The sequence below is a fragment of the Sinorhizobium fredii USDA 257 genome (assembly GCF_000265205.3).
Taxonomy (GTDB): domain Bacteria; phylum Pseudomonadota; class Alphaproteobacteria; order Rhizobiales; family Rhizobiaceae; genus Sinorhizobium; species Sinorhizobium fredii_B.
The window spans coordinates 3,996,083-4,010,503 of the sequence record NC_018000.1 but is presented as its reverse complement, the minus strand read 5'-3'; the positions used below and the strand labels follow the sequence as shown (position 1 = coordinate 4,010,503).

The window sequence follows — 14,421 nt, the reverse complement described above, 5'->3', positions numbered from 1 at the left end:
GTACGCGCATGCCGGGCCTTCCGTCTCGCGACCTGCCCCCGTCTATCTTACAAGGCCGCGATAGATTGCCGGCAGGGCTGCAGGCAGCCTGCCGATATTGCTGACGACGGCATAGCCGTTCTGGCCGAAAATCACCGGCACATAGGATTTCGCCTCGCGATCGACCGTCACCCCGAACACGTTGACGCCCGAGCGGCGCGCTTCGCCGACGGCGCGCCGGCTGTCTTCGAGCGCGAAACGTCCCTCGTAGTGATCAACGTCGTTCGGCTTGCCGTCCGTCAGCACGATGAGCAGCTTGCGGCGGTTCGGCCGTTCGACAAGACCTGCTGCGGCGTGACGGATCGCCGTGCCGATGCGCGTGTAGTAACCGGGTTTCAGCGCCGCGATGCGCGCCTCGACCGTCGTGCTCATCGCCTCGTCGAAGGCCTTCACCGTCTCTATCCTCACCCAGTCGCGCCGCCGCGAGGTGAAGGTAAGTATCTCGTGGCTGTCGCCACAGGCCGAGAGCCCGTGCGCCAGAACCAGGAGCGCCTGCTTCTCGACGTCAAGAACCCTGAGATCGTCGAACCAGGCGTCCGTCGAAAGCGACACGTCGACAAGGATCGTTACCGCAAGGTCGTGCGCCTGCGGACGGCTCATCATATGGATGCGGTCGCTGCCCTGCCCCCCGGCTTTAAGGTCGGTGCGAGCGCGCACGACCGCATCGAGATCGAGATCGGCACCATCGATCTGTGCCCTCAGCATCTCATGGCGCGGCCGCAGCACCTCGAACTGGCGGCGGACACGGCGGATCAGGCTCTTCGTCGCCGGGTCCGCTTCGCCCGCGGCGCCTTCTGCGGATGCGGGCGCTGCAAGCACCCGGCAATGATCCTTCAGGTAGCTGCCGCTGCGATAGTCCCATTCGGGATAGGTGAGTTCGGCCGTCAGCGGCGTCCGGTCGAGCGCTTCGGGCGGCAGATCAAGGTCGAAACGGAAGCGCGCGGCCGGCCGTCCCTGGCGCTCGCCGAGAGTCATGTCGTCGAGCTCCTCGGCCGCCTGGGCATCATGATCGTTGCTGTCGTCGGCCGGGCGGTCGACATTGACCAGTTCGGCCATTGCAAGGATCTTCTCGAAGCGGTTGAGGATGAAGGGACTGCGCTCCGATTGCCGCTGCGCTTCCCGCGTTGCGACGTGGCGCGTCGTCTCGGCTCCTTCCGTTCTGCCACCGCCGCGGGCGGGCTCGTCCTCGCGGCGGCCCTCCGTCTCCTGGCGGAGCAGCACGTCAGGCCACAGCGGGACCGGAAGCATGGGGAGATAGCCGGGCGGCGCCTTCTGCGGAAAGACATTTGGCAGGACGTCGTCGCTCAGCCCCGCGCCGTTTCTCAGCATGTACAGGATTCGCTTTTCGACGTGCTGCTCGACGGAGGGAAGCGAGCGTCGCTGCCGAACGTTGAGCACGGCCTTGCACAGGCGGCGGTAGCGGGGGTTCACTGCGGGATAGGCGGCCAGCACCGACTGTACCGTCTCATCGGCACGTGCAAGGAGTGCCAGATCGAGTGATAGCGGGTCGGTGGCGCTAACGGGCGACAGCGGCATGACGGCCATGACCGCCGCCAGCCAGAAATAGAGATCGCGGTTGAGGCGCCTCAGGGGAAAGAGATCGATTTCCGCCGGCAGCATCAGCGTCGCATGGTCACGCGCCGGCTGCACGAGCTTTTCCTCACCTAGGCCCATGCGCTGGCGCAAGCGCAGCCGGTGCGCGGAGGTGCGGCCGCGTGCGGGCGCGATCTGAACCGCCTGCTCGCCACCGAGACCGCGGAAGTAAACGGCAAGGACGGGCTGGACCTCTTCGAGCCGGACAGCCTCGTCCGGAAAGCGCGGCCAGGTGCGTGTGTTGCCGATGAAGCGATGCCACGCGCGGCCGACCGTTTCTTCGAATTCGAGGAAGTCCAGCATTATCTTTATCCTCAGCGGATCACCGCGTCTGCAATCTCGATCAGCGCCGCCTTTACGACCGGCTCGTCTGTAAGCGGCTCGATCATCGTCGCGAGAACGGCGTCGCGCACTGTAAGCCCGCTATCGATGAGGCTGGCGCAATATACGAGCAGGCGTGTTGAGACGCCCTCTTCGAGATCATGCCCCTTGAGGCTCCGCAGACGATGCGCAAGATCTACAAGCGGCGCGACCCGGTTCTCGTCGAGGCCGCTCTCCTCGGAGACGACGGCAATCTCGCGGTCCCGCGGCAGGAAGTCGAACTCGATGGCGACGAAGCGCTGGCGCGTGCTCGGCTTCAGGGTTTTGAGGAGGTTCTGGTAGCCGGGATTGTAGGACACGACCAGCATGAAGCCGGGCGGCGCCTCGAGCACCTCGCCGGTCCGCTCCAGCGGCAGGATGCGCCGGTCGTCGGTGAGCGGATGAAGCACGACGGCGACGTCCTTGCGCGCCTCGACGATCTCGTCGAGGTAGCAGATGCCGCCTTCGCGCACCGCCTTGGTCAAGGGTCCGTCGACCCATACGGTGTCGCCGCCTTTGAGGAGATAGCGGCCGGTCAGGTCGGGGGCGGCAAGATCGTCGTGGCACGACACGGTCGCAAGCGGCAGGCCGAGTTTCGCGGCCATATGGGCGACGAAGCGCGTCTTGCCACAGCCGGTCGGGCCCTTCAGCAGAAGCGGGAGCTGACGGGTCCAGGCGCTTTCGAAGAGCGCGCATTCCTGGCCTGAAGGGGAATAGGCCGGAATGGTGCAATCCGGAATTGGCGGGGCTTTGAGGGCGATGTTCATCAGATATCTCCGAGTTCGAATTTCCGGCAAGGCGGCCGGCCACGTGGACCGGCCGCTTCGCATCATTCTGCCGGTTGGATGGCCTGATTAAGGGCTGGGCTAAGGCTCCTGCCGGGGACAAGGACTGCCCAGAAGAACATCAGCGCAGAGATGAGTACGACGACACCCGATCCGAGGCGGATCCAGTAGAAGAGAGCGAGTTGCTCCTGCACGGCCATGAAGCTCTCGCCGAGGACCCGCTGCAGGTGAACCTGGACGACGCCGGCGAAGGTGAGCGCGAAGGTCATGACGGACATGGCGCTGCACATGGCCCAGAAGCTGGCGATCGACAACCACTGGTTATAGGGTGCCCGGCCGCGTATCTCCGGTATCGCATAGGCCATGACGGCGAGGTTGAGCATCACATAGGCCCCGAAGAATGCGAGGTGTCCGTGGGCGGCTGTGACCTGCGTGCCGTGGGTGTAGTAGTTGACCGACGACAGCGTGTGCAGGAAGCCCCAGACGCCGGCGCCGAAGAAGGCCATCACCGAGCAGCCGATCGACCAGAGGAGCGCGGCCTTGTTCGGATGCTTGCGACCGGCCTTCCAGGTCATCACGAATGTGAAGACCACCATGGTGAAGAAGGGTGCGACCTCGAGCGTGGAGAACAGCGAGCCGATCCACTGCCAGTAGCCTGGCGCGCCGATCCAGTAGTAGTGGTGGCCGGTGCCGAGGATGCCTGAGAAGAGCGCCAGGCCGACGATGACATAGAGCCACTTCTCCACGACCTCGCGGTCGATGCCGTTGAGCTTGATCATCAGGAAGGCGAGCACCGACGCCATGATCAGCTCCCAGACGCCTTCGACCCAGAGGTGGACGACGTACCACCAGTACATCTTGTCGAGCGCGAGATTGATTGGATTGTAGAAGGCGAAGAGAAAGAAGATCGCCACGCCCCAGAGCCCGAAAATCAGGATGTTGGTCACCGTGGTCTTGCGACCCTTCAAGACGGTAAGCGTGATGTTGAACAGGAACATCAGCGCGACGACGACGATGCCGACCTTGATCGCGAACGGCTGTTCGAGAAATTCGCGACCCTCGTGGATATGGAGGAGGTAGCCGACAACGGCAATCGCCGCAGCGACCAGGAAGATCCAGAACTGGGCGATGGCAATCTTCGGGCTATAGAGCTCCGTCTCCGCCTCTTCCGGGAGCAGGTAGTAGGTGGCGCCCATGAAGCCCATCAGCAGCCAGACGATCAGCGCGTTGGTGTGCACCATGCGGACGATGTTGAACGGCAGCAGTTCGGAGAGCGTATTGGGCAGCACATAGATCGTGCCGGCGAGAACGCCGAAGAGGATCTGGGCGAGGAACAGGCCGAGCGCGCCGTAGAAATACAGCATCGCGACCTTTTGGGTTTCATATTTCATGTCTTTTCTCCTTGTCCCGCCGTCTCAGCCTGCCTCGTTCGGGGGCCAGTTCTGCGTCTTGATGCGACTCGTCCATTCGAGGAAGTCGGCAAGGTCGTTCAGTTCCTGCTCGGTGAGATTGAATTGCGGCATCTGACGCCGCCCCTCGGCGCCGGAGGGCTGTGCCGCCATCCAGGATTTGAGCGTCTCGCGCGCGCCTTCCGGGTCGGACGCGCCGCCCCACCGCTTCCACACGTTGCCAAGCTCAGGCGCGAAATAGGCGCCCTCGCCGAGCAGGGTGTGGCAGTTGATGCAGGAGTTCTTCTCCCAGACGTGCTTGCCGCGCGCGACGGAGTCCGTCAGCGTCGTCTCGTCGGTGGATTCAGTCTTCATGTAGTAGTGGCTGTGGGCCGTGAGGCCGACAAAGATCGCGAAGAAGAAGATGGAGCCGCCGTAGAAGACGTTGCGTGCCCCTGTCTTGGTAAGGCGTTCTGCCATCCCATGGTCCTTTCGATTTCCGGAGGCCGCAATGTGCGGGCCGGCCTGAGCAATTCCCGCCGGTCGGCCGCGGAGTCCCCCGCCCACCGGTAAACGCGATCTCTTCTAAGGTTTGCGCGGGGGCGTTCTTTGCGTTTCGGCAAACAAGTGGCGAAGAGCCCTTCAACCGATGGGCGAAACGGCCGCGATGAGCGCTTTTGCCGCAGCCGCAAGCGCAAAGAAGAGCGGCCAGACGATAAGACCGACCCGCAAGACCCGTGGTCCCGAACGCAAGCCCAGAAAGTCCAGCACGACGAGACGGGCTTTCAATACCGCGAGCGTCAGCAAGGCGAGCGTGAGGACCAGCGGAGCCGCGGGGTCCTGAACCTGGAGCGAGAGCGGCAGGCCGGCGACAATCATCAAGACGAGGATCATCCAGGTTTTCTTCAACTGTCGAGGGCTGCGGTCAGTCATGGTGCTCAAACCAGATAGAGGATCGGAAACATGACGATCCAGACGAGATCGATCACATGCCAGAGGGTGGTGACGAGCCCGACATTGGCCGGACGTGGCCTCCAGGCGACGATGAGCAGCACGATGGCGACGAAGCCGACGTGGACGAGGTGAAAGCCGGTCAGGATGAAGTATAGCTCGAAGAAGGAATGAAACGCTGCTTCCCCGGCAAAGCGGATTTCCGTGCTGTACTCGTAAAACTTGATGGCAACGAAGGCGAAGCCGAGAAGCGCCGCTAGCACCAATGCCCGGCGCCGCCTGGCAACGGACGCGCCCTTTCCTGCCGCAACCGCTGCCTGCCAGCCGCTCGTCAGCAGGACGAGCGTGTTGAGAGCGGCAATTCCCGGTTTCAGGTGCAGCCGCGCGACGGCGAAGTCCTCCGGCGCGATCATCGAGGCGACCAGGAAGGCGCCGATGAGGATCCCGAAGGCGGCAAGTTCGCTCCAGATCAGCACCCAGAGGATGAACGTATCGGCTTCCTCTTCGCCGGCCGCGCCGGCCGTCATCGCGTTTTCCATGCCGCATCTCCGCACAAGTCGTGGAAAGCGGATAGGAGAAAGGGGCCGCCGTTTCTTTGCGCCCGATCAAAGACCGGTCCAGCCGACCGGCTATGTTCCGTCGAAAACGGAGATCACCATGTCTGACGCGCAGATCGGCCTCTCGGTCGCCACACCGATCATCATCATCTTCGCACTCGTGCTCTACCGCATGGGCGTCCTGCAGCGGACCGGCACGGTCGCCGCCGTCCTGGCGTCGGTCGCCTGCGCTGCGGTCCTCTTCATCGAGCGCTGAGGGGGATCCAATTGACCGTGCCTTCTCCACCCCATCGCTTTCAAGATCGATATGGCGAACTGCTCGCGCTGTGCGATGCAATCGAGTCGATTGCCGACTCGATTGCGGGGCGCGTGGACCGGGAGCTCTGCATAGCTACGGCGGAAAGGATGTCCTCGCTGAAGCTCGGTCAAGCGACCGAGGTGCCGCGTCGGACTGAAGCCAACCCCTGGGCGGCAACTCCAAAGTCCCCACTGGATGTCGCCGACGCGCTGCGGTCGGTGGCCACGGGCAGGGGTGCGTTCTCCTGGCAGGCGATCGACTCGATGCTGCGGACCTTCCTCGAAGGCCTCCGTCGGCATGTTGCGGCGGAGCAGGCGATGATAGAAGCAATGAAGCGGTCGAAGCGGCCGAACTGAGGCAAGTCCCGATGGTTGAATTTCTGCTGGCGCTGTTCGTGTTTCTCGCCCTGCATTCGATTCCGGCAATCCCCGCCATCCGCGAGCGGCTGATTTCCCTCCTCGGCCGGACGGCCTATTTCTCGCTGTATTCGTTCGTCTCGATTCTCGTGCTCGGCTGGGTGTTCTACGCGGCACTGAACGTCGATTACCTTCCGCTGTGGGAACCCGCTGCCTGGCAGGCCTGGGTGACGTTGCTTGCCGCCCCGGTCGGCGTGTTTCTCGTGCTCGCGGGTCTCTTCAGTGTAAATCCGCTGTCGGTCTCCATCCGTCAGGGGCCGAGGCCAGGCGCGATCGTCTCGATCACCCGCCATCCCGTTCTCTGGGGCTTCGCCATCTGGGCTCTCAGCCATCTCGTCGCCAACGGCGATTTGCGCTCATTGATTCTCTTCGGCGGATTTGCACTTTTTGCGCTCGGCACCATACCCATGATGGAGAAGCGCGCCCGTCGCCGGCTTGGAGATCAATGGCAGCGCCAGTCTGCGAAGACCTCCATTTTGCCGTTTGCCGCACTCTTCACCGGACGTACCCCTTTGTCGGGTGACACGCCGATCGCCATCGCCGCCGTGGCGACGGCAGCCTTGACCCTCTGGCTTCTTGCCGGAGGCCATGCCGCCCTGTTTTTTGCCGACCCCCTCCTTCTGGCGGCGGCATAGCAGTTGGCATGCCTCGGAGCGCATGGCATTGGCCGGCGGCTCAATAATAGAATTGCCAATGCACCAGGCCCGAAGTGCTGATTGGGCCGTCTCGTCAATCTAGGCAGCGACGAGCACAGGATCGCCAGAAGTTTCCCCGCAGATTCATGCTCTGGCAAGGAGAAGACAATTGAACCTTTCCATGCGCGTTGTTCTTCTTGGGCTCGGCTGGGCGATGGTCGGACTAGGCTCGGTCGGCATATTCCTTCCACTTCTGCCGACGACAACGCGCTCTTCTCCAAATCTCGAAAAATGGCTGTTCGATCATCCCGTGTTCGGGCAGCCGCTGCGTGACTGGCGAGAGGCGGGTGCGATATCGCGGGGGCCGAAGATATGTGCGATATCGCTCATGGCTACGGGCTTCGCATACTTCTTGTTTCGGTCCGGACCGTCGCCGATGGTTGCGGCTGTCGTAGCGGCGATCGTCCTCGCCGTCGGCGTCTTCATTGTCTCTCGACCCGAACTGCGGAAGTAGGCGACGTGCCTCTTGCCGCCGTCGGCCGCGCCGCCTCTTCTACGCGGACCCGCTTTTTCTCGCCGCAGCGTACTGACGGTGCGACTGTGGGTCCCATTCGGTTGCGAGTGGCGCGATCGGCAGACCGACAAGATCGATCGCGCGCGCTGCAAGATGGTCGATGATCTCTTCGACGCTTTGCGGCCGGTGATAGAAGGCCGGCACCGGCGGCATGACGACCGCACCCATTTCGGTGACAGTTGCCATGTTGCGCAGATGACCGAGATGCAGCGGCGTCTCGCGCGCCATCAGCACGAGCCTTCGTCGCTCCTTGAGATGCACATCCGCCGCTCGCACGATGAGATTGTCCGCGAGACCGGCTGCGATCGCTGCCAGAGTCCGCATCGAACAGGGAACGACGATCATGCCAGCAGTCCTGAAGGAGCCGCTTGCCGTTGCCGCACCAATGTCGCCAGCCTGGTAACTGCGATCAGCGATCGTGAGCAATTGATGCAGCGCATGCGGGCCGACCTCGTGGAGCAGCGTTCGCTTTCCGGCATCCGAGACGATGAGATGCGTCTCGACCGAAGGGATCTCCGCGAGTCGCTCGACGACCCTGAGCGCCAGCGCCGCACCCGATGCCCCCGAGACGCCGACCACGACCCGTTCCTTGCTCATGGCGTTGCTCCTAGGCCAAGTTCCGCCCAAAGTTGATCGACCTTCCCGATAACTTCCGCCGGCATCGCAAGCACGCGTCCCCATTCGCGGGTCGTCTCCGGCTCGAGTTTTCGCGTTGCGTCGAGCCCGAGCTTGCCGCCAAGCCCTGGCTTTGGAGACGCGAAATCCAGGTAGTCAATTGGCGTGTCGTTGAGGATGGTCACGTCCCGGCTGGCGTCGAACCGGGTCGATAGCGCCCAGATGACATCGTCCCAGTTCCTGACGTCGATGTCCGGGTCAACGGCGATGATCAGCTTGGTGTAGCTGAACTGCGGCAGCATCGACCAAAGCCCCATCATGATTCGTTTCGCCTGACCGGGGTAACGCTTGTCGATAGAGACGACCATCGCACGATACGAGCAGGCCTCCGGCGGCAGGTAGAGATCGATGATCTCCGGGAATTGCCGCTTCACGAGCGGCAGGAAAAGCTCCATCATCGCCTCCCCTAGCTTCGACGGCTCGTCGGGCGGGCGGCCGGTGAAGGTTGAGAGATAGTAGGGCTTGCGTCGCATGGTGATCGCCGAGAGCGTCATCACCGGAAAACGTTCGACGGAGTTGTAGTACCCCGTGTGATCGCCATAGGGCCCCTCCTCGGCGGTCTCGTCAGGCGAAACGGCGCCCTCGAGAACGATCTCGGCCGTGGCCGGGACCGTCAGCGGCACGGTGATCGCCGGCGCGACCTGCGGCCGCTCCGCCTTCAACAGTCCGGCAAAGGCAAGCTCGCTCATGCCTTCCGGCAACGGCATCACCGCGGCGAGGATCGTTGCCGGATCGGCGCCGATCGCGACCGCCACCGGCATGTCTTCGCCGCGCTGCTGCCACATCCGATGGTGCCGAGCGCCGCCGCGATGCGCCAGCCAGCGCAGAATGAGCCGGTTTGGCCCGAGCACCTGCATGCGATAGATGCCAACATTGATATCGCTCGGATCGTCCGGCGCACGGGTGATCACGAGCGGCCATGTCACGAGAGGAGCCGGCTCGCCCGGCCAGCACCATTGGATCGGCAGCCTCGAAAGGTCGGCCTCTGCGCCCCGCCAGACCGACTCCTGCACCGGCGGCCGCGCGACGCTTCGCGGCCGCATCGCGAGTGCTGCCTTCAGTAGCGGCAGCTTGCCCCAGGCATCCGACAGCGATTGCGGCGATCTCGGTTCGCGCAGCTCCGCCAGCATTTCCGCCAGGACCGGAAGACCGCCAGCGGGAAGCCCGAAACCCCACTCTATCCTCTCTTGCGTGCCGAAGAGATTGGCGAGCAGCGGAATGTCGCATACGCGGCCGGAGGCGTCGACCGGCTTCTCGAACAGCAGCGCTGGCCCGCCCGCGTGGAGGACGCGCCGGTGGATCTCGGTAACCTCATGCACGAGCGAAACGGGACGCGAGATGCGGCGCAAGCGGCCGCGCCGCTCGAGCATGGCGGCGAAGTCCTGGAGGCCTGAAAAGCGGCGGGTGGCTTGATCCCTGCGATACATGCGCGGTGTCTCGCCTGCGAAAACCCTCCTGTCTTTGCTCCAGCGCAAATTGCTCCGCGGAGCTTGCCGCTAGGGTCCCCACCGAAGCCGCCGAGTCGTCATTTGCAAAAGGCGAAAGAGATGGAATTCCCGCGTCCGCTGGCCGCACCGCTTGCCGTCGTGCCGATCCCTCTGATCGAGGGGGCGGTGAAGCTCATGTTAAAAAGCCTGCTCAAGCGGCATCCGGCTCTCTTCGATCGCCTCGGAGAGCACAAGGCGAAGCGCTATGCCTTCCGCCCGGTCGACCTGCCGCTCGTCTTCCTGGTTGAACCGTCACGCGCGGCGGTGTCGGTAATGCGCAAGCCGGCCGATTGTGCCGCAGATGCTGTCGTGGAGGGCCCCCTGTTCCTGCTCCTGGCGCTTCTCGAGGGCCGTTGCGACGCGGACGCCCTGTTCTTCTCGCGGGCGCTCACCGTCGTCGGAGACATGGAGGCGATTCTGGCGCTCCGCAATGCGCTCGACGGCTGCGAGATCGACCTGCCGCGCGACCTCGGGGCTACCGCCGGGCCGCTCGCGCCGCTCGTCAGCCGCACTGCGGAAGCAATCCGCCGCCGCGCCCTTGCCGGGGAGAATGCCGCATGGAACTGATCTGCCCGGCCGGCACGCCGGCCGCCTTCCGCGAGGCCGTCGATGCCGGTGCCGACGCCGTCTATTGCGGCTTCCGCGACGAGACTAACGCGCGCAATTTCCCCGGCCTCAACTTCTCGCGCGAGGAGCTCGGCGAGACGATCGCCTATGCCCGGCGGAAAGGCGCGCAGACCTTCGTCGCGCTCAACACCTTCATGCGTGCCGGACATGAGAGCCTGTGGTATCAGGCCGCCGCGGATGCCGTCCGTCTTGGAGCGGACGCGCTCATCCTTGCCGACTTCGGCCTTATGGCCCACGTCGCCGAGACCTATCCCGAGCAGCGGCTCCACGTTTCGGTGCAGGCATCCGCATCCAATCCGGACGCGGTGAATTTCCTGGTGGAGGCCTTCGGCGCAAAGCGCGTCGTGCTGCCGCGCACGCTGACGATCTCCGACATCGCCCGCCTCGCCCGCCAGGTCCGCTGCGAGATCGAGGTCTTCGTCTTCGGCGGCCTCTGCGTCATGGCGGAGGGACGCTGCTCGCTGTCATCCTACGCCACCGGCAAGTCGCCGAACATGAACGGCGTCTGCTCGCCGGCAAGCCACGTGCGCTACCGCCAGGACGGCAGCGACCTGGTCTCGGAGCTCGGCGCTTATACGATCAACCGCTTTCCCCGCGACGAGGCGGCCGGCTATCCGACGCTCTGCAAGGGCCGCTTCGATATCGCCGACGCAAGCGGCTACGCCTTCGAGGATCCCGTCTCGCTCGACGTGATGGACCAGATCGACGCCCTGCGGGAGGCGGGCGTCAGCGCGCTCAAGATCGAAGGCCGGCAGCGCGGCAAGGCCTATGTCGCCGAGGTGGTCTCGACGCTGCGCAAGGCGCTCGATGCCAGGCCGGAAGAGCGCCGGGCGCTGCTTGCCCGCCTCCGGCTGTTGAGCGAGGGGCAGCGGACGACGTCCGGTGCGTATGAGAAGCGCTGGAGGTAGATTGTCCATGAACGCCGGCAAGCCCACGCTCACGCTCGGTCCCGTTCTCTACCTCTGGGAGGGCGAGAAATGGCGGGACTTCTATTTTCGCATGGCCGACGAGGCCCCGGTGACCCACGTCGTCATCGGAGAAACGGTCTGCTCGAAGCGGCTACACTTCACCGACCCCTATTTCCCGCCGGTGATCGAGCGACTGGTGGCGGCGGGAAAACGCATCGTCTTTTCCACCCTCGCCCTCGTGACGCTCGAGCGCGAGAGCCAGTACGTTCGCAGCCTGGTCGCCGACAGCCCCTACCCCGTCGAGGCGAACGACCTTTCCGCTCTGGCCTTGCTTGAAGGCGAGCCGCACTGGATCGGACCACTCGTCAATGTCTACAACGCGGCGACGGCCCGAGTGCTCGCGAGGCGGGGTGCAAACAGCATATGTTTGCCGCCCGAACTGCCAGCAAGCTCGATCGACGAGATCGTTTTGCGCACGCCTGGCGTCGACTTCGAAGTGTTGGCCTTCGGGCGCATGCCGCTCGCAATTTCGGCTCGCTGCGCCCATGCCCGCGCCAAGGGGCACATCAAGGACAACTGCCAGTTCGTCTGCAAGGACGATCCTGACGGGCTGCCCGTGAGAACGCTCGACAGACAATCCTTTCTGGCACTCAACGGCGTGCAGACGGTTTCCTTCACCTGTCAGGCCCTTCTTGCCGAGCTGTCGGGCCTCGTCGGTTCCGGGGTGAGCCGCTTCCGGCTGTCGCCGCAGGATTGCGACATGGTGGCGATCGCCCGCCTCTATGACGAGGTCCTGCAGGGCCGTGTGGATGCTGAAGACGGTCTCGCCCTGCTGCGGCAGATCTATCCCGCCGCGCCGTTCTCCAATGGGTTTCATCACGGACAGGAAGGCGCCGCCTGGATCGCCCGCGCACGCAACATTGCACACGGAGCAAACGCATGAGAGCGAACGACTCCTCATCGGCAATCGCATCGACTTTCGCACAAGCAAATGAGGAAATTAGCCGCGCAGTCGGGCGCATGCGTGGCGCGGTTCTAAGTAGCGCCATCGATTGCGAATGCCGCGACCGGGTGGACGGGGCGCTGCGCGACCTGGAAAGGCTTGAACGCGACCGGATCGTCCAGCGTCTGCTGGCCGCTGCCGATGAGCAGCGGCGAAGGATTGAGGCGCTGCTCGTGCTGCTTGGTGATTTCGACCCGAAAGAGCCGTCGCCGCTGGACGACGGCATGATCGATGAAGCCGGCCTGCTCTTCGGCGATATCGCCGCAGCCGCAGAGCTGGGTTCGAGTCTGTTGAGGCAATCGCGTCAGCTTCAGTTTGCAAACGAGCTGGTGCAGGAGGATGCCGGAAGCGCCAATTGCGCCGCGTCCGACATCGATGAGTGAAGCCTGAGCAGCAACATCAAAGGGAATGCACTGATGGACGCCTTGAAACGAACCCCATGGCGAGATGCGGCGCTAGACATCGCCATGTCTCAAACCATCGCTCTTGGGGAAATGAGTTCTCTTTTCGAAGTGCTCCAGGAGGATCGAAGGCACGCTGGACTTATAGATCGCCGGGTTTTTCGTGACACAAGCCTCCCTCTCCGCATACGGCCCTGAAGGCTGGTTGGAATAAAACCTGGCTCGGCCGAGAGACCCCGAGCGCCGGGAGCGCAAGCATGATTGGCGGGCGGCTCTTCAGAAACTTGTTGCGCGTTCGGTGAGTAACGCATTGCGCGCCCGGCCAAGCACTCGCGCATCGGAATGAACTACAACATAAGCTGCCGCTGGCCTTCAGTGGTATCCATGCGCGGTGCTCACAGCGCTGACAAGTCGACCAAGGATTCGTTGGCTCTTTTGCGTGAGGCGGCGCGGGCGGCTAGCCGCCCGCCGACCGGATGGGTCAGCGGGCGGATTTATTTGTCAAAACTGCATATGTACTCGAAGGCTCAACCGTTCAGGTCGAGAACGATACGGCCGTCAATCTTGCCTTCTTCCATGCGCTCGAAGATGGCGTTGATGTTCTCGATCTTGTCCCAGGAGAAGTGGGCCGCGACCTTGCCCTCGCCGGCAAATTCCAACGCTTCCTCCAGATCCTGGCGTGTCCCGACAATAGAGCCGCGAACCGTGATGCGCTTCAGAACCGTATCGAACACCGGCAGGCAGATCTGGCTCGGCGGCAGACCGACGAGCGCCATGGTACCCTTGGAGCGCAGCATCCTGTAAGCCTGCTCCATCGCCTTTGGTGAGACAGCCGTGACCAGCGCTCCGTGGACGCCGCCCGTCCGCTTCTGCACCTCCTCGACGGCATCGGGCGCCCTGGCATCGATGACGAGGTCGGCGCCGAGCTTCTCGGCAAGCTCAATCTTGTCAGGGAAGATGTCGGCCGCGGCGACATGCATGCCCATGGCCTTGGCATATTGCACGGCCATGTGGCCGAGCCCGCCGATGCCGGAGACGAGGACCCATTCACCGGGTCTCGCCTCCGTCTCCTTCAAGCCCTTGTAGACCGTGACGCCGGCGCAGAGCACCGGTGCTGCCGGACCGAACTCCAGCTTGCCAGGCAGCCGCCCGACGAAATCCGGGTCAGCGAGCCCATACTGGGCAAAGGTGCCGTCAAGGGAATAGCCGGTATTCTGCTGGCTGCCGCAAAGCGTCTCCCAGCCGGTGCGGCAGGGCGTGCAGCAGCCGCAGGCGGTGTGCAGCCATGGCACGCCGACCCGATCCCCCTCTTTCAGCCGTTTGACGCCCGCGCCGAGCTTGGCGACGTAGCCCACCCCTTCATGGCCGGGAATGAACGGTGGATTTGGCTTGACTGGCCAATCGCCCTTGGCGGCATGCAGATCGGTGTGGCACACGCCCGTCGCCTCGTATTTGATGAGGACCTGGCCAGGCCCTGGCTGCGGTATCGGGACTTCCTCGATGACAAGCGGCTTACCGAACTCGCGGACCACAGCGGCTTTCATGGACATATAAATCTCCTCCAATACTGGATGGTGTTGGCGCCGGCGCGGCCGGCATCGCGCACCTCCTCCGAGCGAGCGCTGACGATCGGGAGCTTAGCGGGAGAACAAGCCGCCGTTCCTTGACGGGAATCAAGGGAGGGTGTTTCGAGGAGGAGGTTGTCTCAGAGTTGAGACAGTCGC

The 14,421-nt window shown here is 63.8% G+C and carries 17 protein-coding genes; 8 read left to right on the top strand and 9 right to left on the bottom strand.

Features of this window, described 5'->3' with window-relative positions; translation table 11 throughout:
- Window positions 1–42: 42 nt before the first annotated feature.
- The 6 genes from USDA257_RS18765 to USDA257_RS18740 form a co-directional block, all read right to left on the bottom strand.
- Entirely contained in the window at window positions 43–1,935 is a 1,893-nt protein-coding gene (locus USDA257_RS18765) for a nitric oxide reductase activation protein NorD (RefSeq protein ID WP_014764527.1), read from the bottom strand.
- 11 nt (window positions 1,936–1,946) lie between these two features.
- Entirely contained in the window at window positions 1,947–2,759 is an 813-nt protein-coding gene (locus USDA257_RS18760; protein ID WP_014764526.1) for a CbbQ/NirQ/NorQ/GpvN family protein, read from the bottom strand.
- Window positions 2,760–2,821: 62 nt separating this feature from the next.
- Entirely contained in the window at window positions 2,822–4,168 is a 1,347-nt protein-coding gene (locus USDA257_RS18755) for a nitric-oxide reductase large subunit (protein ID WP_014764525.1), read from the bottom strand.
- A 24-nt stretch (window positions 4,169–4,192) separates the two neighbouring features.
- The gene (locus USDA257_RS18750; protein ID WP_014764524.1) at window positions 4,193–4,645 is read right to left on the bottom strand and encodes a c-type cytochrome; all 453 of its coding nucleotides are present in this window, start codon (window positions 4,643–4,645) and stop codon (window positions 4,193–4,195) included.
- 162 nt (window positions 4,646–4,807) lie between these two features.
- On the bottom strand, window positions 4,808–5,098 hold the full coding sequence (locus USDA257_RS18745; RefSeq protein WP_041414402.1) for a cytochrome C oxidase subunit IV family protein: 291 nt from the start codon (window positions 5,096–5,098) through the stop codon (window positions 4,808–4,810).
- Window positions 5,099–5,103: 5 nt separating this feature from the next.
- The gene (locus USDA257_RS18740; protein ID WP_014764522.1) at window positions 5,104–5,655 is read right to left on the bottom strand and encodes a cytochrome c oxidase subunit 3; all 552 of its coding nucleotides are present in this window, start codon (window positions 5,653–5,655) and stop codon (window positions 5,104–5,106) included.
- Between the two features lie 118 nt (window positions 5,656–5,773).
- Between USDA257_RS18740 and USDA257_RS37195 the strand changes: the two genes are divergently transcribed.
- From USDA257_RS37195 to USDA257_RS18725, 4 genes are all read left to right on the top strand, one after another.
- Window positions 5,774–5,929, top strand: a complete 156-nt coding sequence (locus tag USDA257_RS37195) for a hypothetical protein (RefSeq protein ID WP_080605633.1) — start codon at window positions 5,774–5,776, stop codon at window positions 5,927–5,929.
- Window positions 5,930–6,078: 149 nt separating this feature from the next.
- Window positions 6,079–6,327 carry a hypothetical protein gene (locus USDA257_RS37945; RefSeq protein WP_014764521.1) on the top strand — a complete coding sequence of 83 codons (249 nt, stop codon included), beginning with the start codon at window positions 6,079–6,081 and terminating at the stop codon, window positions 6,325–6,327.
- Between the two features lie 11 nt (window positions 6,328–6,338).
- Window positions 6,339–7,022 carry an NnrU family protein gene (locus USDA257_RS18730; RefSeq protein WP_014764520.1) on the top strand — a complete coding sequence of 228 codons (684 nt, stop codon included), beginning with the start codon at window positions 6,339–6,341 and terminating at the stop codon, window positions 7,020–7,022.
- A 169-nt stretch (window positions 7,023–7,191) separates the two neighbouring features.
- Window positions 7,192–7,536, top strand: coding sequence for a YbaN family protein (locus USDA257_RS18725; protein WP_014764519.1), 345 nt, complete (start codon window positions 7,192–7,194; stop codon window positions 7,534–7,536).
- Window positions 7,537–7,575: 39 nt separating this feature from the next.
- Here USDA257_RS18725 and USDA257_RS18720 read toward each other — a convergent pair whose 3' ends face one another.
- A complete protein-coding gene (locus USDA257_RS18720) occupies window positions 7,576–8,193 on the bottom strand; it encodes a UbiX family flavin prenyltransferase (protein ID WP_041414400.1) in 618 nt (205 codons plus the stop codon).
- Window positions 8,190–9,698: a UbiD family decarboxylase gene (locus USDA257_RS18715; RefSeq protein WP_041414399.1), complete on the bottom strand. Its 1,509-nt coding sequence runs from the start codon at window positions 9,696–9,698 to the stop codon at window positions 8,190–8,192. The genes USDA257_RS18720 and USDA257_RS18715 overlap by 4 nt, the downstream gene beginning before the upstream one ends.
- A gap of 120 nt (window positions 9,699–9,818) precedes the next feature.
- Here USDA257_RS18715 and ubiT point away from each other — a divergent pair, with 120 nt between their 5' ends.
- The 4 genes from ubiT to USDA257_RS18695 all read left to right on the top strand — a co-directional run bounded on the left by ubiT (window position 9,819) and on the right by USDA257_RS18695 (window position 12,679).
- A complete protein-coding gene (gene ubiT / locus USDA257_RS18710; RefSeq protein ID WP_014764516.1) occupies window positions 9,819–10,325 on the top strand; it encodes a ubiquinone anaerobic biosynthesis accessory factor UbiT in 507 nt (168 codons plus the stop codon).
- Window positions 10,316–11,293 (top strand): ubiquinone anaerobic biosynthesis protein UbiU, encoded by a 978-nt coding sequence (gene ubiU, locus USDA257_RS18705; protein ID WP_014764515.1) that lies wholly within the window; start codon window positions 10,316–10,318, stop codon window positions 11,291–11,293. The genes ubiT and ubiU overlap by 10 nt, the downstream gene beginning before the upstream one ends.
- A 1-nt stretch (window position 11,294) precedes the next feature.
- Window positions 11,295–12,236, top strand: coding sequence for a ubiquinone anaerobic biosynthesis protein UbiV (gene ubiV, locus USDA257_RS18700; protein WP_420135947.1), 942 nt, complete (start codon window positions 11,295–11,297; stop codon window positions 12,234–12,236).
- A 77-nt stretch (window positions 12,237–12,313) separates the two neighbouring features.
- Window positions 12,314–12,679, top strand: coding sequence for a hypothetical protein (locus tag USDA257_RS18695; protein ID WP_223843340.1), 366 nt, complete (start codon window positions 12,314–12,316; stop codon window positions 12,677–12,679).
- A gap of 545 nt (window positions 12,680–13,224) precedes the next feature.
- On the opposite strand, the gene adhP is transcribed toward USDA257_RS18695, so the two are convergent.
- Window positions 13,225–14,247 (bottom strand): alcohol dehydrogenase AdhP, encoded by a 1,023-nt coding sequence (gene adhP / locus USDA257_RS18690; protein WP_014764512.1) that lies wholly within the window; start codon window positions 14,245–14,247, stop codon window positions 13,225–13,227.
- Window positions 14,248–14,421: the final 174 nt, after the last annotated feature.